This window comes from Achromobacter spanius (assembly GCF_002966795.1).
Lineage (GTDB): Bacteria > Pseudomonadota > Gammaproteobacteria > Burkholderiales > Burkholderiaceae_B > Achromobacter > Achromobacter spanius_D.
The window spans coordinates 1,016,602-1,041,822 of record NZ_CP023270.1 but is presented as its reverse complement, the minus strand read 5'-3'; the positions used below and the strand labels follow the sequence as shown (position 1 = coordinate 1,041,822).

Here is a 25,221-nt window from a genome sequence, read left to right as displayed (position 1 = left end):
TTCTTATTGGCATCATGTCAGCGGCTTCATCGTGTCTTCCACCCGCCCCGGGGCGCCCGCCTGCATCGAATCCCTGTATTGCGACCACCACGGCTGGCTGCAGGAATGGTTGCGGCGCCGCCTGGGCAACACCTTCGACGCCGCCGACATCGCGCACGACACATTCGTGCGCCTGTTCCGCAACCAGGAACCCATCCGCGAACCGCGCGCATTCCTGACCACCATTGCCCGCGGCCTGGTCATCAACCATTGGCGGCGACAAGATCTGGAACGCGCCTACCGCGACACGCTGGCCACCGTCGCCGACACCCTGCATCCCTCGCCTGAAGACCGCGCCCTGCTGATGGATGCGCTATCCGAACTGGACGCACTGCTGAACCAGCTCAATCCCAAGGCCCGCACGGCCTTTCTGCTGGCGCACCTGGAAGGCCTGGGCTACGTCGAGATCGCCGCGCGCCTGGCGGTGTCCGAGCGCATGGTCAAGAAGTACATGGCGCAGGCGATGCTGCACTGTCTGACGTCCAGCATGGCGGCCGCCGCGCCATGACGCCCGCCGCCAGCGCGCCCAGCTTCAAGGTGCTGCAAGAGGCCGCCGAGTGGTTTGCCGTGCTGCGCGCCCCCTCGGTGCCGCCGGTGGAGCGGCAGCGCTGGCGCCAGTGGCACGACGCCGATCCTTCGCATCAGCTGGCGTGGCGCCGCGTGGAGGCCATCAGCGGCAAATTCGACGACCTGCCGGGTGTGGACAAGCCCACCGCGCACCGCATGCTGGACGCCGCGGCGGCCAAACGCACGCAGCGCCGCAGCGCCCTGAAGATGCTGACGCTGCTCTGCGGCACCGGCCTGGGCGCGTGGGCCGCCACCCAGAGCACCCCATGGCGTGCGTGGACGGCCGCCCATCACACCAGCGTGGGCGAGCGCCGCCAGATACAGCTGGCCGACGGCGGCACCCTGTGGCTCAACACCGGCAGCGCGGTCGACGTGGACTACGGCCCGCAGTTGCGTCGCGTGGTGCTGGTGGCCGGAGAGATCCTGGTCACCACCGCGCCGGACACGCAGTCCCCCGCGCGGCCCTTCGTTGTCGACACCGCTGAGGCGCGGCTGCGCGCGATCGGTACGCGCTACGCGGTCTTCCAGGGGGAAGACGCCAGCCGGGTCGCCGTCTTCGAGGGGGCCGTGGAAGTGCGCCCCAAAGCCGCCGGCGCGGCCACCCTGATCGTGCCTGCCGGCCAGCAGTCCCGCGTCACCCGGGCCGCCGCCGCGCCGCCCGAGCCCGCTGAACCCGCGCGCGAGTCCTGGTCGCGCGGGCTGCTGATCGCCGAGAACATGCGCCTCGCGGACTTCATCGCCGAGCTGTCCCGCTACCGGCGCGGCTATCTGGCCTGTGCGCCGGAGGTGGCTGATCTGCGCATCGTCGGCGCCTATGCGCTGCCGGACACGGACCGGGTGCTGAGCGCGCTGGCCGCCACGCTGCCCGTGCGCATCCAGGCGCCCATGCCGTGGTGGGTGACGGTGGTGCCGCGCTGACGCCACGCGTTGCAAAAAAAATTTCAGGACCGAGGTTCCCTTTTCGGATGCCACGTTTGGCATACGGGGTGAAGACCCTCTTCTTTCCCCCACGAAAGGCTTTCCATGCACTCCTCGTCCCTTACCCGCCGCACCGCGCTATCGCTGGCGATTTCCGCGGCCCTCCTGGGCATTGCCGTCTCCACGACCTCGCCCGTGCACGCGCAGTCCGCGCCGGCCGCCTCGGCCAGCCGCGACTTCGACATCGCACCCGGCGCGCTGAGCCGCGTCATCACCCAGTTCGCGGCCCAGGCCGGCATCCAGGTGTCGGTCGACGCCGCCATGACCGCCGGCCGCAACAGCCCCGGCCTGCGCGGCCGCCATTCCGTGGCGAGCGGCTTCGGCGCGTTGCTGGCCGGCACCGGCCTCGAGGCGGTCCACCGGGGCGGCGGCGAGTACACCCTGCGCCCCAGCCCCGCGGCACCGGGCGTGGTGACGCTGCCCGGCGTCATGGTCACCGGCTCCACCAACGCCGCCCTGCAGCAGGACGGTCTTGCCAGCGACGGCTACCGCGCCTCGCTCGTGCAGTCGGTCGGCGCCCTGGGCGGCATGGACCTGCAGCGCGCGCCCTTCGCCATCAACGTCGTGCCGCGCGAGCTGCTGCAGAATGTGCAGGCCCAGTCGCCCGACGATGTCTACAAGATCAGCCCGTCCGCCATGACGCAGACGCCCCAGATCAGTGGTTGGGCGCCCATGGTGAAGATCCGCGGCTTCAACAGCTACGACCGCGCCGAAGAGGGCCTGCGCCGCTCCTTCGGCTTTGCGGCATCCATCGAGGACAAGGAGCGCGTCGAGATCCTGAGCGGCCTGTCGGGCTTCCTGTTCGGCGCCGCCTCGCCCGGCGGGATGGTGAACTACGTCTACAAGCGCCCCACGCAGGAACGCCTGAACAGCGTCACGGTCGGCAACTACGGCGGCGGCCAGTATTACGTGCACGGCGACTTCGGCGGCCCGGTCGACAGCAATGGCAAGGTCGGCTACCGCGTCAACCTGGTGCGCCAGGACGGCGACACCGCCGTCGACGACCAGAAGATCGACCGCAGCCTGGCCACCGCCGCGTTCGACTTCAACATCACCGACCGCTTCAAGCTGGAGCTGGGCGCGTCCTACGGCGACTACAAGATGGACGCGCCCAACTCGTACTGGTTCTTCCGCGACGGCGTGTCCCGCCCCACCCTTGATGGGAAGAAGAACTGGAGCCAGCCATGGATCCGCGACGAGACCGAAACCCGCAAGTGGATGGCCCGGGCAACGTATGAGGCCAGCGACCACCTGACGGTGCGCGTGGCCCACCTGCGCGAATACCAGGACCGGCCAGTGCAGTACCACACGATGAATTCGGTGCGGTCCGCGGGCGAATACTTCCAGCTGCGGCAAAAAGTCGGTCCCTCCCGCACGGAATCCGAGGCATGGCAGGCGCTGGCCGACATCTCGTTCGCCACGGGTCCGGTCGATCACAAGATCACCATGGGGTACTACGGCTACACCGACCGGCAATGGCAGAACACGTGGTTCCCCAGCACCGGCTACCAGGGCCCGTACAGCCTGGATTCGCCCACGCACGTGCCGGAGCCGGACTGGCCCACGACGCCGGCCAAGTCGATGTACTTCTCCAGCCGCATCCGCAACGACAACTTCATGATCGGCGACCTCGTGCGCTTCAACGATCAATGGTCCGCGCTGGTCGGCATCAACCGCAGCACCATCCAGACGACCGACCGCAACGCCGACGGCAGCCTCAGCCAGCCCGACTATGACCGCGGCAGGAACTCGCCCAACGCATCGCTGATCTTCACGCCCGTGCCGTGGATGACGGCGTACGCCACCTACATCGAAGGCCTGGAACAGGGCGGCGTTGCGCCCGAAGACGCCGCGAACGCGCTGCAGGTCATGGCGCCCATGCGCAGCAAACAGAAAGAATTGGGCCTGAAGGCCGAGGTCGGCGGCGTGCTCGTGAGCGGCGCGCTGTTCGACATCGAAAAAGCCTACGAGTACACCAATGACAGCAATGTCTACGGCCAGGACGGCGTGCAGCGCCACCGCGGCGCCGAGATCTCGGCCATCGGCAAGGTGACCCCCGCGTGGACGGTCGTGGGCGGCGCCACGTGGCTGCACGCCCGCGTCGAAGGCGGCGCCAACGACGGCAAGGACCCCATGAACGTGCCCAAGTTCATGGCCAAGCTCTACTCCGAATACGCCCTGCCCTTCGTGCCCGGCCTCAGTGTCACCGGCGGCGTCTACCACGTCGGCAAGCAGTGGTCCTCCGCCACCAACGTCAGCCGCCTGCCGTCCTACACCACGTTCGACGTCGGCCTGCGCTACGCGGCCCAGGTCTCGGGCCGGCCGCTGACGCTGCGCCTGAACGTCAACAACGTCACCGGCCGCGACTACTGGCTCAACAGCTACTACCTCGGCAGTCCGCGCAGCATCGCGCTGTCGGCGCAGATGCAGTTCTGAAGACGCGGACTCAATCCGCAAACACGTCCACCACCACCTGCCGGAGCCACTGGTTGGCGGCTTCGCGGTGGTTGCGGGCGTGCCAGAACACGTTGATGACGGACTCCGGGATCTTCACCGGGCAGGGCGTGGCCGCCAGGCCGAACGGGCCGCAAGCGCAGTCGGCAAAGCGCTGCGGCACCACCGCGATCATGTCGGTGGCCTGCAGCACGGGCCCCACCGCCATGAAGTGCGGCACCGTCAGCCGCAGCCGGCGTCTGATGCCCGCGCGTGCAATCACCTCGTCCACCACGCCGTGGCCCGTGCCCTCGGACACGATCGCCACGTGCTCGGCCGCGCGGAACTGCCGGGCCGACACGCCCGAGCGCGCCAGCGGATGGTCCTGCCGGAAGATGCACACATAGGGCTGGCGAAACAGCCGCCGCTGAAAGAACCCGCCCTTCAATCCGGGCAGAAAGCCCATGGCCAGATCCATGCGGCCCCGCTCCATCTCGTCGCGCACGTCGATCGACGTCGTGCGCACCGTGCGAATGGTCACGCCCGGCGCCACCTGATCCAGCGCCCGCATCAGGCGCGGCAGGAAGTAGGTCTCGCCCACGTCGTTCACCCCGATCACAAACGAACGCTCGCTGCGCGCGGGATCGAATGCCACCCGCGCGTTCAGCGTCCCTTGCAGCGCGGCGAGCGCATCGGCAATCGGCTGGGCCAGGCTCTCGGCATACGGCGTCGGCACCATGCCGCGCGAGGTCCGCAGGAACAACTCGTCGCCCAGCAGCTTGCGCAGCCGGCTCAGCGCATTGCTGACGCCCGGCTGCGAAATCCCCAGACTTTCCGCCGCCGCCGACACGCGGCCATGCTTGTGCAATTCATTGAAGACGACGAGCAGATTCAGATCCACGTCTTTCAGGTTCATGCGCTTGTCTCCACCAATATTGATTCTGGTGATTTATGTAATAAGCCAGATTCTATTTATTAATTTGGCGCCCTGCCCGAAGATGCGAAAAAACCGCCTGCGCCCATGCCGCGCAAGGCGCTGCCCGGCCGCCACGCGGCCAGCTGAAAATGGAGACAAATCATGCGCGTCCGCACGCATCGCATCGCCACGTCCTGTAGCCGGGGCCGTCCATGAACGCCCCCGAACACCCCATCCAATTCGTCCCGCCCTGGCAAGGCGACGGTTCCCATCGCATCCCGTTCGGCGTCTACACCGACGCCGCGCTGCACCAGCGCGAGCTGGAGCGCTTCTTCTACCGCAGTCATTGGAGCTACGTCGGCCTCGAAGCCGAAATCCCCAACCCCGGCGACTTCAAGCGCACGGTCGTGGGCGAGCGGTCCGTCATCCTGCTGCGCGACAACGACGGCGAAGTGCGCGTCGTGGAAAACGTCTGCGCCCATCGCGGCGTGCAGTTCTGCCGCGAACGCGCCGGCAACCGCACCGAGTTCGTCTGTCCCTACCATCAGTGGAACTACGACCTGCAGGGCAACCTGATCGGCGTGCCCTTCCGCCGCGGCGTCAAGCAGGACGGCAAGATCAACGGCGGCATGCCGCCCGACTTCAAGCCCGAAGAACACGGCCTGACAAAACTCGCGGTCGCCTGCCGCAACGGCGTAGTCTTCGCCTCCTTCGACCATGACGTCGAGCCGCTGGAAGACTACCTGGGTTCCGACATCGCGCATTACTTCGACCGCGTCTTCGACGGCCGCGAACTGGTGATCCACGGCTACAGCCGCCAGCGCATTCCCGGCAACTGGAAGCTGATGCAGGAGAACATCAAGGACCCCTATCACCCCGGCCTCCTGCACACCTGGTTCGTCACCTTCGGCCTTTGGCGCGCGGACAACCGGTCCGAACTAAAGATGGACCGCCACTTCCGCCACGCCGCCATGATCTCCACGCGCGGCCAGGGCGGCAAAAGCACCGTCACCAGCGGCGTGTCCAGCTTCAAGGAACAGATGTCGCTGAACGACGACCGCTTCCTGGACATCGTGCAGGAACCCTGGTGGAACGGCCCCACCGCCGTGCTCATGACGCTGTTCCCCAGCGTCATCATCCAGCAGCAGGTGAACTCGCTGTCCACCCGCCACATCCAGCCCGTCGGCCACGACGCCTTCGACTTCGTCTGGACCCATTTCGGCTTTGCCGACGACACCCCCGAAATGACCCAGCGCCGCCTGCGCCAGGCCAACCTCTTCGGCCCCGCCGGCTTCGTGTCCGCCGACGACGGCGAAGTCATCGAATTCTCGCAATCCGGCTTCGAACAAAAGCCCTGGCACCGCAGCGTCGCCGAACTGGGCGGCAAGACCGCCGAAAACACCGATCACATGGTCACCGAAACGCTGATACGCGGCATGTACGCGTACTGGCGCCGCGTGATGGAGGCGTGACATGCTGGACTTTCCGCTCTACTACCAGCTCACCCGCCTGTACACCGACTACGCCGCCGCGCTCGACGCCGGCGAATGGGAAAAGTGGCCCGACTTCTTCACGGAAGACTGCGTCTACAAAGTGCTGCCGCGCGAAAACTACGAACGCGGCTTCCCGCTGGCGACCATGGCATTCGAGAGCCGCGGCATGTTGAAGGACCGCATCTACGGCGCCACCGAAACCATCTTCCACGACCCCTACTACCAACGCCACGTCGTTGGCGCCCCGCGCGTGCTGCTGGTGCAGGACGGCCGCATCGAGTCCGAAGCCAACTACGCCATCTTCCGCACCAAGCCCAGCCAGCTCACCACCGTCTTCAACGTGGGCCGATACCTCGACGTAATCCGCCAGACCCCCGACGGCCTCAAATTCGAATCGCGGCTGTGCATCTTCGACAGCGAGCTGATCCCGAATTCGCTGATCTATCCCATCTGACCCGGAGACAAGCAATGACTGTGCAATGGATCAAGGCCATCGGGCGCGATGAAGTCCCCGAAGAAGACGTCATCGCCGTCGAGGCAGGCGGAAAGGAGATCGCGCTATACGGCGTCGAAGGAGAGGTCTACGCCACCGACAACCTCTGTACGCACGGCAATGCCCGACTGTGCGACGGCTTCCTGACCGGCCACGAAATCGAATGCCCGCTGCACCAGGGCCGCTTCGACGTGCGCGACGGCCGCGCCCTGTGCTCGCCACTGCGCGAGAACATCGCGACCTATCCCGTGCGGATCGAGGATGGCGTCGTGTTCGTGGCGTTATGAAGGAGTCAGACGTTAAGTCGTAGCGGCGTCAATGCCTGAAGCGCAGCGGAGTTGAAGGGCCCGGATTGCCCTCAAACAGCCAACCGAAGCGCCTCGTTTGCCGCCGCCATGCCCATGGCGGCGGTGACGGTAACCACCGACCCATAACCCGCGCACGACAAGCCCTGCGGCGCCAGCGTCATCCCCGACGCGCCCATGTCGTCCTCACCCTCGACCGGCCGGGTCCACGCATCCGGCAAAATCGCCGGCTGGTCAAACCACAACGCATGCACGCCCATCTTCGGCACCCGCTTGAGCGCCTTGCCGTTCTTGTCCGACGCCCGCGGAAACCCATGCTCGCGCCGCAACTTGTTGCGCAGCTTCGAGAGCAGCGCATCATTGACCGCCCCCGACAGATCCCCCGCCCGCAACGCCAACGGATCCGTCTTCCCGCCCGCGCCGCCACACAGCAACATCGGCACGCCGAGCTTGCGCGCATGGAGGATCATCGCGATCTTCGCGGCGGCCTGATCCGTGCAATCGATGATGACCGTATACGGCCCCGGCAACACCTCGCCCACGTTCTCCGGCGACACAAAGTCATCCACCCGCGTGATCCGGCATTCCGGATTGATGGCCAACACCCGCTCGGCCATCGCCTCCACCTTCGACTGCCCCAGCGTCGAACTCAACGCATGGATCTGCCGGTTCACGTTGGATTCGGCGATGTGATCCAGATCGATCAACGTCAACGCTCCCACCCCGCAACGCGCCAGCGCCTCGACGGTCCACGAGCCAACCCCTCCCAGGCCAGCAACGGCAACATGGGCATCACGAATGCGGGAAGGCGCTTCGGGACCATAAAGACGCGACAGCGCGCCGAAACGGCGGTCGAGATCGGCGGGTTCAGGGATGAGTTCGGGCGAGTTCATGGATCGCATTTTATGGCAGCGGCCGCCAACCCACCTGCCCAATCCATGCAGACAAGGTGTCTGACACCCTGCGAAGACTGCCGTCATGCCGCGAATGTGCCTGAAGGGTGTCAGACACCAGAGGCATCCACGCCCACCGCAAGCGCGAAGCGTCATCCCCCGACGCAAGACACCGCGTAAGCGCCCGGAGGCCGCCCGCGCGGCCAACCGGACGCGGGCCCCGCAAGACGCGGCAAACCCGCGCAAACGCAGCCAAGAACCTCAAGAACTCAACCCGCCCCAGCGACCGACAAGTTCAAACCATCCGAGCCCGGCGTGGCGTCGGCCTGGGGTGCGCGGGGCGTGTAGATGCGCCCGAGGGAATCTGAAGGGAAGGCCGAAGGCCTGGACGAAGATGACGACGGGGCAGTCCGGAGCGAAGGCTCCGGACCGCAATCGTAGCCCCGCGCGCCCCAGGCCGACGCCACGCCGGGCGTCTTAAGAACCCGCCCGGCAAATGACCCAACAAGAACCCCCCGGCAAAAGCCTAAGGTTGTCAAACACCGACCCACGTCGAAGAACCCATCCATCAAATGCTCAAGGATGCCAGACGCCGCGCCACATCGCGCCGCACCCTGTCACTCCCCCGTAACGCCTGAATGGGGTAATACGCCCGCCGCGGGCTGCCAACGGCGCCAGCCGTCTGTGCCATCCCAATCCGAAAAATCAGATGCCGCACGCCGGCATCGTCTGACAGGGCGTAACGCTTACCATGGACCGCAGAAAATTCCTGAAATGGGGTAGCTTCCTGACCGTCTCCGCCGCCACCGCCGGACTGGCCGGCTGTAATGGCAGCAACGACGATGACGATGACAATGGCGGCGGTGACGACGGCAACAACGGCGGCGGCACCCCCGCGCGCTTCCAGTTCCCGCAAGGCATCGCCTCCGGCGACCCACGGCCCGACAGCATCATCCTCTGGACCCGGGTAATCGGCGACACCGGCGCCGCCGTCCCCATCCGCGTCCAGATGGCCCGCGACGAATCCTTCACCCAACTCCTGGTCGACGCCCCCATCACCGCCGAGCCCGACTGGGACCACACCGTCCGCCACAAAGTCACCGGCCTCGACGCAGCAACCACCTACTACTACCGCTTCCTGGCAGGAGGCAGCACCAGCCCCACCGGCCGCACCCGCACCGCACCCGCAGAAAACGCCGCCGTCGCGCAACTCAAGTTCGCCTTCATCTCGTGCCAGGACTGGAGCGTCAACCACTGGGCCGCCTTCGACGACCTCGCCGCGCAAGACCTGGACTTCGTCGTTCACCTCGGCGACTACATCTACGAAACCGTCAAAGCCGGCTTCCAGACCGGCGGCGTCGAAAGCGCCCACGCCCCCCTGACGCTACCCGACGGCACCGCCCGCGCCGACGGCGCCATCTTCGCCACCACCCTTGCCGACTACCGCAGCCTCTACCGCAGCTACCGCTCCGACCCCCGCCTGCAGGCCCTGCACGCCCGCTACCCCGTCATCGCCATCTGGGATGACCACGAATTCTCCGACGACTGCTGGCAAGACCACCAGACCTACGGCGTCGCCGACGACGAAACCCCGCTCACCTCGCGCCGCCGCGGCGCCAGCCAGGCCTGGTTCGAATTCATGCCCGCCGACGTCTCGCTCGACCTCGCCAACCCTTCCTTCCAGAACATCCAGATCTACCGCGCCTTCCGCTTCGGCAGCCTCGCCACTTTGCTCATGACCGACGAGCGCCTCTACCGCGCCGACCACATCATTCCCGAGCAACAGGTCGGCAGCGAAATCGGCAGCCGCTACTTCGTCCCCAAGCGCCTGCTCTCCCAAGTCGAAAGCCTGAAAATGGCCAACGCCGGCGGCCAACTCACGCCCGTCTCCATCCTCGGCGACACCCAGCGCGACTGGTGGAAAGCCCAACTGGCCGCCAGCACCACCTCGTGGAACCTCTGGGGCAACGAAGTCTCGCTACTGCGCATGCAATTCAACGGCACCCAAGCCGTCGCCGGCCTGCTCGCCCAAGGCCTGGCCGCCGCACAATCCGCGCTGGCGCCCCTAACCGCCCTCATGGCCACCGCCCTGGCCCAGGACCTCACCGCCGCCGACCACACCAGCGGCAAACCCGTCACCGCCTACCCCGCGCTATCAACGCTGCTAGACACCCAAGCCGGCATCCCGCCCGCCGCCTTCGCAGTCCAGATCAAACCCCTGCTAGACGCCCAACTGCCGCCCTCACTGCTGCTCGACGAATACCTGCTGAACGCGGACCAATGGGACGGCTACAACGCCGAACGCAAGCACCTCATGGCCTACGTGCGCGACACCGGCATCCGCAACCTGGTCGCCCTCACCGGCGACATCCACGCCTTCTTCGCCGGCCCCGTCATGGACGACTACGACGCCGCCACCCCCAAACCCGTCATGGTCGACCTGGTCACCGCCGGCATCTCCAGCAACTCGTTCTTCAGCTACTTCAAGAACGTCGTCGACACCGACCCCGCCTTTGCCGCGGCCAAGCCGCTGATCTACGGCGAAAACGCGGGCAAGATCCAGAACGCGTTCAACAGCACGCTGATGCAATTCAATTCAGACTGGATGCGCCACATCGACACGGACGCGCAAGGCTACGCGGTGGTGACGCTGACGGAAACCGAACTACGCTGCGTCTTCAACAAGCTAAAGCCCCTGAACGGCACGCAACCGCCCGCCGCCCCGGTCGTGGCTTCACAGACTGTGCTCACCATTACTTCCGGCACCCCGGACGTGATCGTCGCAACGTGATGGCGTGAGCGGGGGCAAGCGCGAAGCGTCATCCCCCGACGTAAGACACCACGTAAGCGCCCGGAGGCCGCCCGCGCGGCCAACCGGGCGCGGGCCCCGCAAGATGCGCAAACCCGCGCCACCGCAGCCAAGAACCTCAAGAACTCAACCCGCCCCAGCGCCCGCCAAGTTCAAACCACCCGAGCCCGGCGTGGCGGCGGCCTGGGGTGCGCGGGGCGTGTAGATGCGCCCGAGGGAATCGGAAGGCAGTCGCCGAAGGCGACAACGACGATGACGAAGGGGCAGTCCGGAGCGAAGGCTCCGGACCGCAATCGTAGCCCCGCGCAGCCCAGGCCGCCGCCGCGCCGGGCGTCACAAGAACCGCGACCGATGCCCGCCCCCGGCTTCCGGTGCAAAACGATGCGCCGGACTGCTGCCAACCTCACATCCGCAGCCCCTCACCACCCACAGCCACCACATCATCCCCACCCAACGCCTGATAAACCGTCACCTGATTCACCAACCGGTTCAACATATTCTCGTCCCGCGCCACCTCAGCCACCCGCCGCTTCTCCTGCGCATCCAGCCAATCCCGCAGCGGCACCGCCCCCGCCCGATACCTGACCTCGTACAACCGCTCAGCCTCCCGAGCCGCCCGCAAAGACAGATCCAGCTGCCCCGCCCGAATCCCCAACTGCGTGCGATTCGACAACGCATTCTCCACATCCGCCATCGCCTGATAAAGCGCCTGCCGGAACGTCACCACCCGCTCCTCAAAATCCGTCTTCGAAATCCGGATATTGAGCTGCATCTGATTCCACTGCAGAAACGGCAACGTCAACCCCGCCCCCAACGTCCCGATCGGATTCTTCAGCACATCCGACAACGTCGGGCTCGACGTGCCCAACGCCCCCGTCAACGTCACCGGCGGATAAAAGCTCGCCCGCGTCGCATCCACGGTAGCCAGCGACTCCCGCAACCGCAGCTCAGCCGCCCGCAGATCCGGCCGCCGCCCCAGCAACTCCGCCGGCACCCCTGCCCGCGCCTCCGGCAACGCACTCGAAGGCAACCGCATCGGATCCGCCGTAATGCGATCCGGCGGCCCATCGAACAGAATCGTCAACGCATTGATGTACTCAACCCGCTGCTGCACCAGCAACGCATGTGCCGCCTCCTGGCTTGCCACCGTCTGCTCGGCTTCAGCCAGCTCCAGCGCCGACGCCCCGCCCGCCGCATACTGCGCCCGCACCAGATCCTGCGTGCGCCGCGCGTAGGCAATGCTCTCCTCGCTGCTGGCAATGCGTTGATTGATGAACGCCGTCTGCCAATACAACGTCGCCGTCGTACCCACCAGCGACAGCGCCGCGCTCTGGCGATCCTGCTCCGTCGCCAGCGCCTCCCACTGCGCCGCGTCCCGCTGGCGCGCCAGCTTGCCCCACAGGTCCACCTGATAGCTCACCGTCAGCTCAGCCGAATTGGCCCGCGTGATCGCACGATCCCCATACAGATTGCGCACCCGCGACACATTCGCGTCACCGCCGAATTGCGGCATCAACTGATCGTCCGCCAATCCTGCCTGATACTGCGCCCGCCGCACGCGAATCGCCGCCGCTGCCAGATCGTTATTGCGCGCCAGCGCCGTGTCCACCAGCCCGTTCAGCACCGGATCATCGAAATTGCGCCACCAGTCGCCCCCGTCCGCCAACGACGCCTGCGCACCCGCATCGGCACCGGCCCTCGCATAAGTCCAGGATGCCGGCACACTCACCGCCGGCCGCTCGTAATCCGTACGCAGCAGACCGCATCCGCCCAGCGCCAACACCAGCACCACGCCCAGCGGTTTGCACAAAAGAGAAACTGCTTTCATCTTCCTCATTCCCGGGCCAACGCCTCGACGGGATCCAGGCGCGCCGCGTTGCGCGCCGGCAGATAGCCAAAAATCACACCAATCAGTGTCGAGCACGTAAATGCCGCCACCATCGATGCCGTGGAATAGATCATCTGGAACGAGCCGCCCGTCGCCTTGCTGACCAGCACCCCCAAGCCCAGCGACAACAGAATGCCCACCGCCCCGCCGATCAGGCACACCAGCACCGCCTCGATCAGAAACTGCTGCATGATGTCGCTGCGCCGCGCGCCCACCGCCATCCGCACCCCGATCTCGCGCGTGCGCTCGGTCACCGACACCAGCATGATGTTCATCACCCCGATCCCGCCCACCATCAGCGAAATCAGCGCGATCAGCGACACCAGCAGCGTCATCGTCGCCGTCGTGCGCTCGATCGTCTTGCGCACCGCATCCGTGTTGAACACGAAAAAGTCCTTCACCACATGCCGGCGCGTCAGCACCCGCACGATCGCCTGCTCCGCCGCGGCCGGCGGCGTCGCGTCGTTCACGCGCACCGTGATGCTCTTCAGATGCTGCTGCCCCAGCACCCGCGACAGCGCCGTCGTATAGGGAATCCACACGTTCAGCGAATCGTTGCTGCCAAACACCGTGTCCTTCTTCTGCGTCACCCCGATCACGCGCGCCGGCATCGACCCCAGGAAGATCACCTGCCCGATCGGTTCCGTGTGCGACCCGAACAGCGCACGCCGCGTGCCCTCGTCGATCACCACTTCCTGCGCGCGGCGCGCCACGCTCGTCTCGTCAAAGAACTTGCCCTCGGCCAGTTTGATCGCACGCACCCGGAAGTATTGATCGCCCACGCCCTGGATCGACCCATTCACCGACACGTTGCGATAGCGCAGCGTATTGCTCGTGCCCACTTCCGGCGTCACGCTGTCCACATAGGACTCGCGCGCCAGCGCCTCCGCGTCGGCCGCCACCAGCGTGCGGATGTTCACCGCCTTCTCGTCGCCGAAATCCTTGCCCGGAAAGACCTCAACCGTGTTCGTGCCGATCGCGCTGATGTCTTCCAGGATCTTGCGCCGCGAACCCTCGCCCAGCGCCACCACCGACACCACCGCCGCAATGCCGATGATGATGCCCAGCATCGTCAGCGACGTGCGCAGCCGGTGCGCGTTCATCGCCAGCAGCGCCATGCGCAGCGCCTCGCCGCAGCGGTCCAGATACGCCTGCCAGGCCGGCCGCTGGGCCATCGCCGGCGCCTCGTCCAGCGCCGTCTGATGGCGTGGCGCGTCCGGATTGCGCTTGTCCGCGACGATCTCGCCGTCGCTGATCTCGATGATGCGCTGCGCGTGACGCGCCACGTTCATATCGTGCGTGACGATGATGATCGTGTGTCCCGCCGCGTTCAGCTCTTCCAGGATGCGCAGCACCTCCTGGCCCGTATGCGTGTCCAGCGCGCCGGTCGGCTCGTCGGCCAGGATGATGTCGCCGCCGTTCATCAGCGCCCGCGCGATACTCACCCGCTGCTGCTGACCGCCGGAAAGCTGGCCAGGCCGATGCTCGGAACGATCCGCCAGGCCCAGCCGCGCCAGCAAGGCCGAGGCCCGCTCCAGCCGCGCCTCGCGGCGCTTGCCCGCGTAGACCGCCGGCACCTCCACGTTGCCCTGCGCGCTCAGGTCCGCCAGCAGGTGATAGCGCTGGAAGATGAACCCGAAGTGTTCCCGGCGCAGCTGCGCCAGCTCGTCCGGATCCAGCTCGCCCGTGCTCCGGCCGTCGACCTTGTAGTCGCCGCGCGTGGGCCGGTCCAGGCAGCCCAGGATGTTCATCAGCGTCGACTTGCCCGACCCGGACGCCCCCACGATGGCGACCATCTCGCCCGCCTCGATCGTGAGGTTGACGTCCTTCAGGACCGCAATCGTCTGGTCGCCCGCCGGAAACTCGCGGCGCACGCCCGACAGGGAAATGAGCGGACCGCTCATGTCAGGCTCCCGGCTTGGCGGCGGCCGGCGACGAATCCGCCGACACGACGCGTTCGCCCACCTCCAGGCCTTCCAGCACCTGCGCCTGCACGTTGTTGTTCATGCCGATGCGGACCTGGCGCGTCTCGGTCTTGTTGCCTTCCCCGACCACCCGCACTTCGTAGCGCCCGTCCTTGCCACGCTTGCCCAGCGCCGACGCCGGCACCACCACCGCCCCCTTGGCTTCGCCCAGCACGATGAAGACCTGGGCCGTCATCGAAATGCGCAGCTTCTCGTCGGGGTTGGGCACGTCGAACAGCCCGTTGTAATAGACCGCGGCGCTGGTGGACGAGCTGGTCGAGGACGTCAGCGACGACGTCGCGTCATCCTTCTGGATGGAATCCGGGGCCGGTTCCACCGCGCGCAGCGTGGCGCGGTAGCGCTCGTCCGGTTCGCCCAGAATGGTGAAGTAGACCGGCAACCCGGGCTTGACCCGCGTCACGTCGGCCTCGGAGATCTGCGCCTTGATCGTCATGGTGTCCACCTGCGCCACCTTGATGATGGTGGGCGCGCTCTGGATGGAGTTGACGGTCTGGCCTTCCTTGGTGACCACCGCCACCACCATGCCGTCGATCGGCGAGACGATGCGCGTGTAGCCCAGGTTGACCCGGGCCGTGTCCACCTGGATCTCCGCCTGCGCGATCTGCGCGTCCAGCGACGCGATCTCGGCGCGCGTCACGGCCAGCGTGGCCTCGGCCGATTCATAGGCCTCGCGCGAGCTGGCGTCGGCCGCCAGCATCATGCGCTGACGCTTGAACGCCAGTTCCGCCTGCTTCAGCGTGGCGACCTTGGCGGCCCGTTCGGCGCGCCGCGTCTGCAACGCCGCCTCGGCATTGCGCAGTTCGTTCTGCTGGGTCAGGTCGTCGATCTCGGCGACCAGTTGCCCCTTCTTGACGCGATCGCCCAGTTCCACCTTCAGGGACTTGAGCTGGCCCGTGGCCTGCGCGCCGACGCTGACGCGTTCGATGGCGTCGATGGTGCCGCTGGCCAGGACGCTGTCTTCCAGGTCCGCCCGGGACACTTCGGCCACCGCGAACGTCGGCGGTGGCGGCGCCGAAAAGAACGCGGCGCGCGCGCCAAACACGAGAAGCAGGAGGATGACGGCTATCAGGACGTAGCGCTTGAACTTGCTGCGGGACTTTTTCATTGAACCTGGACGATGGGAACGGCAAGGCGCCACGAGCGGCGCCGGTAATGCTGCAAACAAGCGGTGAAATTCGAAGGCGGATTGCACCGCGCGGACGTGTTCCGTTGCGTGAACGATACAACGATCCCAAGACTGTTGCGGAACCGTTTTACCCCACCTGCCGCGAACGTGCCGTCATCTTGCCGAATAAGCGCGAGACTTGTCCGGTAGAGACCGTTAACTTCGCAATGTGACTAGTCACTGTCCACTGCAGCGCAAAAACACCTCGCCTCGACATAGCGGGATGTTACGAACAGAATGAACGCAGTTAAGCCGTGTCTACCTCCAACAGATCCCCCTCTTCGCCATCCAGTTCCCCGGAATTTTCCGGGGCGGTGCTTTTGTGCCTGCTGGCAATGATGAATCACGTGGCGCTGACCGGGGGACGGATCACCGTTTCCCTGACGGCGCTGCACATGGGGCTGTCCACGTTCACGGTCGGCACGCTGGTCGCGGTGTTCGCCGTGTTGCCGATGCTGTTTTCGGTACGCGCGGGACGGTGGGTGGACCGGGTCGGAATCGTGCGGCCGCTCGTCATCGGCACCACTTTGGTCGCCTTCGGCACGCTATTGCCCTCCATCTCCCAGACGCAGTCCGCCCTGCTGGTGGCGTCCTGCTGTATCGGCATCGGGTTCATGCTGCATCAGGTGGCCACGCAGGATCTGTTGGGCCACGCCGAACCCGAGCAGCGGCTGCGCAATTTTTCATTCATGTCCCTCGCCTTGGCTGGGTCCGGTTTTTCCGGTCCGCTGATCGCCGGCCTGGCCATCGACCACCTGGGCACACGCACGGCCTTTGGCATTCTCGCGGTTGGTCCCTTGCTGTCGGGGATCGGTCTATATGTCTTGCGCCATCAATTGAAAGCCGTCGACGCGGCCATCACCGGCGTGCGCGAGGCCCAGCGCCGCCGGGTGACCGAGTTGCTGGCCGTGCCCGCGCTGCGCCGCATCCTGATGGTGAACACCATTCTGTCCGGGGCGTGGGATACCCATCTGTTCGTCGTGCCGATCTTCGGCGTGGCGATCGGGCTGTCCGCCACCACGATCGGCGTCATTCTTGCCTCGTTCGCGGCGGCAACTTTCGTTATCCGGCTGGCTTTGCCGCTTATCCAGCGCCGGGTCCGGTCGTGGACGCTGGTGCGCGTGGCCATGGCCACGGCCGCCATCGATTTCATGCTTTACCCGCTGTTCACCGACGTTACCGTCCTGATCGTGCTGTCTTTCATCCTGGGACTGGCGTTGGGCTGTTGCCAGCCCAGCATGCTGTCCCTGCTGCACCAATACTCGCCGCCGGGCCGCGCCGCCGAGGCCGTGGGCCTGCGCATGGCGCTGATCAACGGCTCGCAGGTGTCCCTGCCGTTGACCTTCGGCGCGCTGGGTGCGGTAATTGGCGTTGCCCCGCTTTTCTGGGCCTATTCCGTGGCGTTGATGGCCGGGGGCTGGGCCAATCGAAATCCTCCGCACGAGCCTGAACGGAAAACGTAGTTGTGAACAAGCAGTCCTCCCCCTCTGACATCTCCGGCGCGTCCTTGCCCTTCCGGCTGTGGACGGCAGAAGAACGCCAAGCCTCGCTCGACGACGCGCTCAAACAAAGGCAGGCGGGGGAAGACGTATGGGTATTCGGGTACGGATCCCTGATCTGGCGTCCGGATTTCGACTTCCAGGAGCGGCGCCTGGCCACACTGCGCGGCCACCACCGCGCGCTGTGCCTGTGGTCGCGGGTGAACCGGGGTACGCCCGAATGTCCGGGCCTGGTGTTCGGACTGGACCGCGGCGGTTCCTGCCGGGGCGTGGTCTACCGCCTGGCCGGCGACCAGGTCCCCCATTACTTTCCTGCCCTCTGGGAACGCGAGATGTCCACGGGCGCCTACCTCCCCCGCTGGATCAACTGCGCGACGGATGAAGGGGTCGTCCGCGCGCTGGTCTTCATCATGAACCGCAGCAATCCCGCCTATATCCGCGCCCTGCCCGAGCCGGAACTGCTGGAGATCGTGCGCCGTGCGGCAGGACGCTACGGCCCGTGCACGGACTACGTGGTGCAGACCGCCCAGGCCCTGCGGTCCGCCGGTATTCACGATGCCCGGCTCGACGCGATCGCCCGCCGGCTTGAACTGGACGGCCACCCGCTGCCCGAGGGTCCCTGAGGCCGGGCGGACAGGCAGGCGCGGCGAACTTGTCCGGGGCCTGCGCGGGGTCAATGGGGGGCCGGTCTTCCAGGCGGTATAAACTCCCTGTTATCAACGCTGAACCCCTAAGACCATGTCCGTCTCTGATCTGCGTCAAAGCTACGAAAAGAATGTGCTCCTGGAAAGCCAGGCCGCCCCCTCTCCGTTCGAGCAATTCACCCGTTGGTTCGACGAGGCCCTGGCGGCCAAGGTGCCGGAACCCAACGCCATGACCCTGGCGACGGTGGATGCCAGCGGCCAGCCCAGCGCCCGCATTGTCCTCATCAAGGGCTTTGACGACCAAGGCTTCACGTTCTTCACCAATTACGAATCGCGCAAGGGCCTGGACCTGCAAGCCGAGCCGCGCGCCGGCCTGCTGTTCTTCTGGCAGCCGCTGGAGCGCCAGGTCCGCATCGAAGGCGTGGTGGAAAAGGTGGCGGCCGAGGAATCGGACGCCTACTACCATAGCCGCCCGACCGGATCGCGCATCGGCGCCTGGGCCTCGCGCCAAAGCCAGCCCATCACCCGTGAAGAGCTGGAAGCCCGCGAAAAGGAATTCCGCGAACGTTTCGGCGAACAGCCGCCGCGTCCGCCGCACTGGGGCGGCTATCGCTTGAAGCCCACCGCCTTTGAATTCTGGCAAGGCCGGCCGTCCCGCCTGCACGATCGCCTGCGCTATGTCGCGGACGGCGCGGGCTGGAAGATCGAACGCCTGTCTCCCTGATACAGGCGCCCCGACGCGGGGCGTCCCCACGCCGGGCGCCTCCCGCGCCCGACCGAACTGTCTACTGCATGTCCGCCTCCTCCCCTGATTTCGATTCCGTCTTCTTTCGCACCGCTTTGGGCCGTTACGCCACCGGCGTGACGGTCGTGACGACCGCCGGCCTGGACGGCGCCCCCATCGGCCTGACGGTCAGCTCGTTCAATTCGGTCTCGCTGAACCCGCCGCTGGTGCTGTGGAGCCTGTCGCTGGGCTCGTCGTCGCTGGAAGCCTTCGAACAGTGCGAGCGCTACGTCGTGAACGTGCTGAGCGCGGACCAGATCGCGTTGGCCCGGCGTTTTGCAACCGGCAAGACGCCGGACCGCTATGCCGGGCTGCAGGTGCACTACGCGCCGGGCGGCACGCCCATGCTGGACGGCCACTGCGCCGCCTGGTTCGAATGCCGCAGCCGCAGCCGCTATGTCGAGGGAGATCACGTCATCATGGTCGGAGAAGTCGAACGTTGCGGACACAGTGGCGAGCCGCCCCTGGTGTTTCACGCCGGCGGCTTCGACCTGACGCCGGCCGGCACGCGCGCCGAAAAGGCCAAATCATGAGCGTCGACGTCGATAGCGTCGTCATCGGCGCCGGCGTGGTCGGGCTGGCGATCGCCCGCGCGCTGGCCCAATCCGGCCGCGAGGTGCTGGTGGCCGAGGCCACCGAGGCCATCGGCACCGGCACCAGCTCGCGCAACTCCGAAGTCATCCACGCCGGCATCTATTACCCCGCCGGCAGCCTGAAAGCGCGGCTCTGCGTGCGCGGCAAGCACCTGCTGTATGCCTACTGCGCCGAGCGCGGCGTGCCGCACAAGCGGCTGGGCAAGCTCATCGTCGCCACCAGCTCCGAGCAGGCCACGCAACTGGAAGGCATCGCCCAGCGCGCCCGCGCCAACGGCGTGGACGACCTGCAGTACATCTCGGGCGAAGAAGCCATGCGCCTGGAGCCCGCGCTGCAATGCACCGCCGCGCTGGTGTCGCCGTCCACCGGCATCGTCGACAGCCACGCGCTGATGCTGTCCTTTCAGGGCGATGCGGAAAACGCGGGCGCCCAGTGCGTTTTCCATACGCCGCTCGTGTCGGGGCGCGTGCGTCCTGAAGGCGGCTTCGAGCTGCAATTCGGCGGCGACGACGCCATGCAACTGACCTGCAACGTGCTGATCAATTCGGCCGGCCTGCAGGCGCCCGCCCTGGCGCGGCGCATCGAAGGCGTGCCGGCGGCCAGCATCCCCACCGATTACCTGTGCAAGGGCAGCTATTTCACGCTGTCCGGCCGCGCGCCGTTCTCGCGGCTGATCTACCCGGTGCCCCAGCACGCCGGCCTGGGCGTGCATTTGACGCTGGACATGGGCGGCCAGGCCAAGTTCGGCCCCGACACCGAATGGGTCGGCACCGAGGACTACACGCTGGACCCGTCCCGCGCCGACGTGTTCTACGAAGCCGTCCGCAGCTACTGGCCGGCCTTGCCGGACGACGCGCTGGCGCCCGGTTACACGGGCATCCGGCCCAAGATCTCGGGCCCGCACGAGCCAGCCGCCGACTTCGTCATCGCGGGTCCCGCCGTGCACGGCGTGCCGGGCCTCGTGAACCTGTTCGGCATTGAATCCCCCGGGCTGACCTCCAGCCTGGCCCTGGCGGAAGAAACCCTGGCGCGCCTGTCCGCCTGATCTCCGCCCGCCCCCCTTTTTCTCATTCAGCCATTCCGCCATGCAGCACAACGACTACATCCTGACCCTGTCCTGCCCCGACCGCACCGGCATCGTCTACCGCGTCAGCGGCCTGTTGTTCGAACTGGGTTGCAACATCCTGGATTCGCAGCAGTTCGGCGACGAAGAGACCGGCCGCTTCTTTTTGCGCGTGCACTTCGACCTGCCGGTCAGCGTGGCCGCCGACGACCTGCGCGCCCGCCTGGACGCGATGTCCGCCGACTACGGCATGGAGCTCAAGCTGCATGACGCGCGCCGCAAGGAACGCCTGCTGATCATGGTCAGCAAGCAAGGCCACTGCCTGAACGACCTGCTGTTCCGCGTGCATAGCGGCCATCTGCATGCCGAAGTGGCCGCCATCGTTTCCAACCACAACGATTACGCCGCACTGGCCGCCACCTACAACATCCCGTTCCACCACCTGCCGGTCACGCCGGACACCAAGCTGGAACAGGAAAAGCAGGTGCTCAAGATCGTCGACGAAGCCAACATCGATCTGGTCGTGCTGGCCCGCTACATGCAGATTCTGTCGGCGGACATGTGCCGCGCCCTGACCGGCCGCGCGATCAATATCCACCACAGCTTCCTGCCCAGCTTCAAGGGCGCGCGCCCCTACCACCAGGCGCACGCGCGCGGCGTGAAGATCATTGGCGCCACGGCCCACTACGTGACCTCGGACCTGGACGAAGGCCCGATCATCGACCAGGACATCGAACGCGTCGACCATACGATGACCGCGCAGGACCTGACGCAGGTCGGCAGCGACATCGAATCCCTGGTGCTGTCGCGCGCCGTGCGCAGCCACGTCGAACACCGCATCCTGCTGAACCGCAACAAGACCGTCGTGTTCCGCTGATCCTCACGCCTTTGACGGGACCGCGGCGGGCGGTTGCAACGGCGGAAACGCCTGCGCCACCAAGGCCACCGCGCGCTCCTGCAAGGGCGAACGCGCCGCATCGGGCCAGATCACCTGACTGATCGAGCGCGCTTCGTGTTCAAACGCAATGAACCGCGTGCCCGCCAGCCCGCTGCGCGACAGGCACGCCGGCACGATCGACACCCCCAGTCCCTGCGACACCAGCGACGCCACGCTCAGCCAGTGGCGCACCTCGTGCCGGATCGCCGGCATGAAGCCGGCCGACACGCACATGGCCAGCACCGTCTCGTAATAGCTGGGCGAAGCCGCCCGCGCGAAGAAGACGAAGTCATCGTCTGCCAGCTCCGCCAGCCGCAGCGACGTGCGCTGCGCCAGCGGATGCCCGTCAGGCAGGCACACGACGAAGGGCTCGGCCATCAGATCGCGCGCCTGCACGCCGTCCGGCACGGGATTGGCATGGATGAAGCCCAGATCTTGCTCGCCGCGCCGTACCGCCTCGATCTGGTCATGCGAGTTCAGCTCGGTCAGCACGTGTTCCACGTCCGGCAGTTCGGTCCGCATGGCGTTCAGCAGCGCGGGCAGGCCCCGGTACAGCATCGACCCCACGAAGCCGATCCGCAGCCGGCCGCGCAGGCCCGCGTCCACCTGGCGCACCAGCGTGCGGACCTCCTCGGCCTGGCGCAGCAGAATCACGGCCTCGTGGTACAGCGCCTGGCCGGCGTCGGTCAGCTCGACATGCCGGCTGGTTCGGGCCAGAAGGCGCGCGCCGATGTTTTCCTCAAGTTGGCGGATCGCATAGCTGAGCGGCGGCTGCGAGATGTGCAGGCGCGCCGCCGCCCGGCTGAAATGGCGCTCTTCGGCCACGGCGATGAAGTAGCGCAGCAGCCGGGGTTCCAAGTCCATATGTCCCTCCTTACAGCCCATCTATATTTGTTTTGGATTGATCTACATCAAAACAGTATTTGAGTAGATGAATCAAGCCCCGCAACATAGGGGCATCTTCCCGTCCCGACCCGGATGCCGCCATGGATACCCCCGTCTTGCCCGTTGCCGCCACCGCCACGCCCGTCCCGGATTCCCGCGGGCTGAACCTGTTCAGCGCCGACCCGTACGCCGAGGCGCTGAGCCGCCGCTACCTGCCGCCCGCCCTGCACGCGCATCTGCTGCCGCACCTGAGCCGGCTGGGCGAACTGGCGGGCGGGGTGATGGACGAATTGGCGTCCGTGGCCGACAAGCATCCGCCCACGCTATCCGTGCGCACCCGCGCCGGCACGGATGAGTCCCGCATCGACAAGCATCCGGCCTACGTCGAACTGGAACGCCTGGCCTATAGCGAGTTCGGCCTTGCCGCGCTGTCCCATCGGGGCGGCGTGCTCGGCTGGCCCGAGCCCATGCCTGCGGCCGCCAAATACGCGCTCAGCCATCTTTTCGTGCAGGCAGAGTTCGGCCTGTGCTGCCCGGTCAGCATGACGGACTCGCTGGCGCGCACGCTGCGCAAGTTCGGCGACCCGGCGTTGGTCGAGCGCGTGCTGCCGCAGGTGACGTCGCAGGACTTCGACACGCTGCGCCAGGGCGCCATGTTCATGACCGAACAGGGCGCGGGCTCGGATGTCAGCGCCACGGAAGTCACGGCCGAGGCCCAGGACGACGGCACGTGGCGCATTCACGGCGACAAGTGGTTCTGCTCGAACCCGGATGCCGGCTTTGCGATGGTGCTGGCCCGCAGCGAAACGGATCCCGGCCTGAAGGGCGTGTCGCTCTTTCTGCTGCCGCGCGACCTGGCGGACGGCACGCACAATCACTACCGCATCCTGCGCCTGAAGGACAAGCTGGGCACGCGCTCCATGGCCAGCGGCGAAATCCGCCTGGAAGGCGCGGTGGCATGGCTGGTGGGCGAACGCGGCCGCGGCTTCAAGCACATGGCCGACATGATCAACAACTCGCGCCTGTCCAACGGCATGCGCGCAGCGGGCCTGATGCGCCGCGCCGTCACCGAAGCCGTCTACGTGTCGCAGCACCGCCGCGCCTTCGGCAAGCGGCTGATCGACATGCCGCTGATGCAGCGCCAGCTCGTCAAGATGATCGTGTGGGCCGAACAGGCGCGCAGCGTCATGTTCCAGACGGCGCGCGCGCTGGCCGACGCGGATCAGGGCGCGGCGGACCCCGCGCTGGCGCGCATCCTGACGCCGCTGATCAAGTTCCGCGCCTGCCGCGATGCGCGCAAGGTCACCGGCGACGCGATGGAAGTGCGCGGCGGCTGCGGCTACATCGAGGAATTCACCGACGCCCGCCTGGTGCGCGACGCGCATCTGGGCTCCATCTGGGAAGGCACCAGCAACATCGTCGCGCTGGATGTCCTGCGCGCCATCAAGAAAGAGAACTCCCTGCCCGCGCTGCGCAGCCACATCGACCGCCTGCTGGCCGATGGCGCGCCCTGCCCGCCCGACCTGGTCGACATGCAGGCCAGCGCCCTGGAAAAGACCTACGCGCTGGCGGAACACGCCGCGCAAGGCGACCATGCGCAGCTGGCGCGCCAGGCCGCATCGCTGCTGTATCACGCGGTGTCCATGGCCGCGCTGCGCTGGGAAGCCACCGGAACGGGCCTGGAAAGCCGTGCGCGACTGGCCGACCAGGTGCTGCTGCACCGCCTGGCGCCGCGCGATCCCTATGCCATCCCGCCTGACGAAAGCGCGGCCTGCCAGGCCATCCTGCAGTACGCGCTGTAGCCCGTCAGACATCCCGCAGTAACCCGACGCCGGCGGCACAGCCGGCGCGCCATCCACTGGAGACAAGCATGAAACGCTATTTCACCCCTCTGTTCCTGGCGGCCGCCGCCGTCATAGCGGCCACCCCCGCCGTTGCCGCAGACGCCTACCCCACCGCGCGGCCGGTCACGCTGGTCGTGCCCTTCCCGCCCGGCGGTCCCACCGACGCGCTGGCCCGCCGCCTGGCCGAAAAGCTGCGCGAGCCGCTCAAGCAGAACGTCATCGTCGAAAACCGCAGCGGCGCGGGCGGCAACATCGGCTCTGAATACGTGGCCTCCGTCAAGCCCGACGGCTACACCATCCTGTTCGGCACGTCCGGCCCGCTGGCCATCAACATCAGCCTGTACAAGAAGCAGAACTACAACCCCGAGACCAGCTTCGCGCCCATCATCCGCATCGGCCACCTGCCCAACATCCTGGTGGTGAATCCGTCGGTGCCCGCCAACAACATGCAGGAGCTGATCGCCTACGCGCAAAAGAACCCGGACAAGCTGAGCTACGCCTCGTCCGGCAACGGCGCGTCGTCGCACCTGGCCGGCATCCTGTTCAACCGCATGGCCGGCACCAAGATCATGCACATCCCGTACAAGGGCACCGGCCCGGCGCTGAACGACCTGCTGGGCGGCCAGGTGTCGATGTCGTTCACCGACATCCTGACCGCGCTGCCCTACATCAAGGCGGGCAAGCTGCGCGCCATCGGCCTGGCCAGCGCGCAGCGTTCCGATGCGCTGCCCGAGCTGCCGACGCTGTCCGAGCAAGGCCTGAAGGGCTATGACGTCAGCGTCTTCTTCGGCATCGTCGCGCCCAAGGACACGCCGGCCGACGTGGTGAACACGCTGAACCAGGCCTTCAAGACGGCGCTGTCCGATCCCGCGATCGAGCAGACGCTGCGCATGCAGGGCATCGTCGAAGCGCAGGACAAGACGCCGCAGGGCCTGTCCACCTTCATCACCACCGAAGTCCCCAAGTGGCGCGAGCTGATCCAGAGCGCCAACGTTTCCATCGACTGA

Annotated in this window: 21 protein-coding genes; 15 read left to right on the top strand and 6 right to left on the bottom strand. The window is 66.7% G+C overall.

What is annotated here, in order from left to right; genetic code table 11:
* The first annotated feature begins 31 nt into the window (after positions 1-31).
* The 3 genes from CLM73_RS04620 to CLM73_RS04610 all read left to right on the top strand — a co-directional run bounded on the left by CLM73_RS04620 (position 32) and on the right by CLM73_RS04610 (position 4,020).
* Positions 32-547: a sigma-70 family RNA polymerase sigma factor gene (locus CLM73_RS04620; RefSeq protein ID WP_056568959.1), complete on the top strand. Its 516-nt coding sequence runs from the start codon at positions 32-34 to the stop codon at positions 545-547.
* Entirely contained in the window at positions 544-1,524 is a 981-nt protein-coding gene (locus CLM73_RS04615) for a FecR domain-containing protein (RefSeq protein ID WP_234015809.1), read from the top strand. The genes CLM73_RS04620 and CLM73_RS04615 overlap by 4 nt, the downstream gene beginning before the upstream one ends.
* 105 nt (positions 1,525-1,629) lie before the next feature.
* Positions 1,630-4,020, top strand: coding sequence for a TonB-dependent receptor (locus tag CLM73_RS04610; RefSeq protein WP_105237502.1), 2,391 nt, complete (start codon positions 1,630-1,632; stop codon positions 4,018-4,020).
* A gap of 10 nt (positions 4,021-4,030) precedes the next feature.
* Here the strand turns inward: CLM73_RS04610 and CLM73_RS04605 are convergent, their stop codons facing one another.
* A complete protein-coding gene (locus CLM73_RS04605) occupies positions 4,031-4,933 on the bottom strand; it encodes a LysR family transcriptional regulator (RefSeq protein WP_105237501.1) in 903 nt (300 codons plus the stop codon).
* A gap of 212 nt (positions 4,934-5,145) precedes the next feature.
* Here CLM73_RS04605 and CLM73_RS04600 point away from each other — a divergent pair, with 212 nt between their 5' ends.
* Genes CLM73_RS04600 through CLM73_RS04590 form a run of 3 tightly spaced genes read left to right on the top strand, consistent with a single transcriptional unit; the run spans position 5,146 to position 7,206 of the window.
* Positions 5,146-6,405, top strand: a complete 1,260-nt coding sequence (locus CLM73_RS04600) for an aromatic ring-hydroxylating dioxygenase subunit alpha (protein ID WP_105237500.1) — start codon at positions 5,146-5,148, stop codon at positions 6,403-6,405.
* 1 nt (position 6,406) lies between these two features.
* The gene (locus CLM73_RS04595; protein WP_105237499.1) at positions 6,407-6,880 is read left to right on the top strand and encodes an aromatic-ring-hydroxylating dioxygenase subunit beta; all 474 of its coding nucleotides are present in this window, start codon (positions 6,407-6,409) and stop codon (positions 6,878-6,880) included.
* Between the two features lie 14 nt (positions 6,881-6,894).
* On the top strand, positions 6,895-7,206 hold the full coding sequence (locus CLM73_RS04590) for a non-heme iron oxygenase ferredoxin subunit (protein WP_105237498.1): 312 nt from the start codon (positions 6,895-6,897) through the stop codon (positions 7,204-7,206).
* Between the two features lie 71 nt (positions 7,207-7,277).
* Here CLM73_RS04590 and CLM73_RS04585 read toward each other — a convergent pair whose 3' ends face one another.
* Positions 7,278-8,126 (bottom strand): tRNA threonylcarbamoyladenosine dehydratase, encoded by an 849-nt coding sequence (locus tag CLM73_RS04585; protein WP_105237497.1) that lies wholly within the window; start codon positions 8,124-8,126, stop codon positions 7,278-7,280.
* A 742-nt stretch (positions 8,127-8,868) separates the two neighbouring features.
* On the opposite strand from CLM73_RS04585, the gene CLM73_RS04580 reads away from it, so the two are divergent.
* A complete protein-coding gene (locus CLM73_RS04580; protein ID WP_105237496.1) occupies positions 8,869-10,908 on the top strand; it encodes an alkaline phosphatase D family protein in 2,040 nt (679 codons plus the stop codon).
* 421 nt (positions 10,909-11,329) lie between these two features.
* On the opposite strand, the gene CLM73_RS04575 is transcribed toward CLM73_RS04580, so the two are convergent.
* From CLM73_RS04575 to CLM73_RS04565, 3 genes are read right to left on the bottom strand one after another with little or no spacing between them, the layout of a single operon-like run.
* On the bottom strand, positions 11,330-12,754 hold the full coding sequence (locus CLM73_RS04575) for an efflux transporter outer membrane subunit (RefSeq protein ID WP_105241383.1): 1,425 nt from the start codon (positions 12,752-12,754) through the stop codon (positions 11,330-11,332).
* Positions 12,755-12,759: 5 nt separating this feature from the next.
* Complete coding sequence (locus tag CLM73_RS04570; protein ID WP_105237495.1) at positions 12,760-14,718, bottom strand: MacB family efflux pump subunit; 1,959 nt, start codon at positions 14,716-14,718, stop codon at positions 12,760-12,762.
* 1 nt (position 14,719) lies between these two features.
* Positions 14,720-15,904, bottom strand: coding sequence for an efflux RND transporter periplasmic adaptor subunit (locus CLM73_RS04565; protein ID WP_105237494.1), 1,185 nt, complete (start codon positions 15,902-15,904; stop codon positions 14,720-14,722).
* A 314-nt stretch (positions 15,905-16,218) separates the two neighbouring features.
* Here CLM73_RS04565 and CLM73_RS04560 point away from each other — a divergent pair, with 314 nt between their 5' ends.
* From CLM73_RS04560 to purU, 6 genes are all read left to right on the top strand, one after another.
* Positions 16,219-17,427, top strand: a complete 1,209-nt coding sequence (locus CLM73_RS04560) for an MFS transporter (protein ID WP_105237493.1) — start codon at positions 16,219-16,221, stop codon at positions 17,425-17,427.
* 2 nt (positions 17,428-17,429) lie between these two features.
* Positions 17,430-18,086, top strand: a complete 657-nt coding sequence (locus tag CLM73_RS04555; RefSeq protein WP_105237492.1) for a gamma-glutamylcyclotransferase — start codon at positions 17,430-17,432, stop codon at positions 18,084-18,086.
* Positions 18,087-18,201: 115 nt separating this feature from the next.
* Positions 18,202-18,831, top strand: coding sequence for a pyridoxamine 5'-phosphate oxidase (pdxH, locus tag CLM73_RS04550; protein ID WP_105237491.1), 630 nt, complete (start codon positions 18,202-18,204; stop codon positions 18,829-18,831).
* A 68-nt stretch (positions 18,832-18,899) separates the two neighbouring features.
* Positions 18,900-19,424 (top strand): flavin reductase family protein, encoded by a 525-nt coding sequence (locus CLM73_RS04545; protein WP_056568991.1) that lies wholly within the window; start codon positions 18,900-18,902, stop codon positions 19,422-19,424.
* On the top strand, positions 19,421-20,530 hold the full coding sequence (locus CLM73_RS04540; RefSeq protein WP_105237490.1) for an NAD(P)/FAD-dependent oxidoreductase: 1,110 nt from the start codon (positions 19,421-19,423) through the stop codon (positions 20,528-20,530). The genes CLM73_RS04545 and CLM73_RS04540 overlap by 4 nt, the downstream gene beginning before the upstream one ends.
* A gap of 40 nt (positions 20,531-20,570) precedes the next feature.
* On the top strand, positions 20,571-21,425 hold the full coding sequence (gene purU / locus CLM73_RS04535) for a formyltetrahydrofolate deformylase (protein WP_105237489.1): 855 nt from the start codon (positions 20,571-20,573) through the stop codon (positions 21,423-21,425).
* Positions 21,426-21,428: 3 nt separating this feature from the next.
* Here the strand turns inward: purU and CLM73_RS04530 are convergent, their stop codons facing one another.
* Positions 21,429-22,349 (bottom strand): LysR family transcriptional regulator, encoded by a 921-nt coding sequence (locus CLM73_RS04530; protein ID WP_105237488.1) that lies wholly within the window; start codon positions 22,347-22,349, stop codon positions 21,429-21,431.
* 122 nt (positions 22,350-22,471) lie between these two features.
* Here CLM73_RS04530 and CLM73_RS04525 point away from each other — a divergent pair, with 122 nt between their 5' ends.
* Positions 22,472-24,172 carry an acyl-CoA dehydrogenase family protein gene (locus CLM73_RS04525; protein WP_105237487.1) on the top strand — a complete coding sequence of 567 codons (1,701 nt, stop codon included), beginning with the start codon at positions 22,472-22,474 and terminating at the stop codon, positions 24,170-24,172.
* A gap of 68 nt (positions 24,173-24,240) precedes the next feature.
* Positions 24,241-25,221 (top strand): Bug family tripartite tricarboxylate transporter substrate binding protein, encoded by a 981-nt coding sequence (locus CLM73_RS04520; protein ID WP_105237486.1) that lies wholly within the window; start codon positions 24,241-24,243, stop codon positions 25,219-25,221.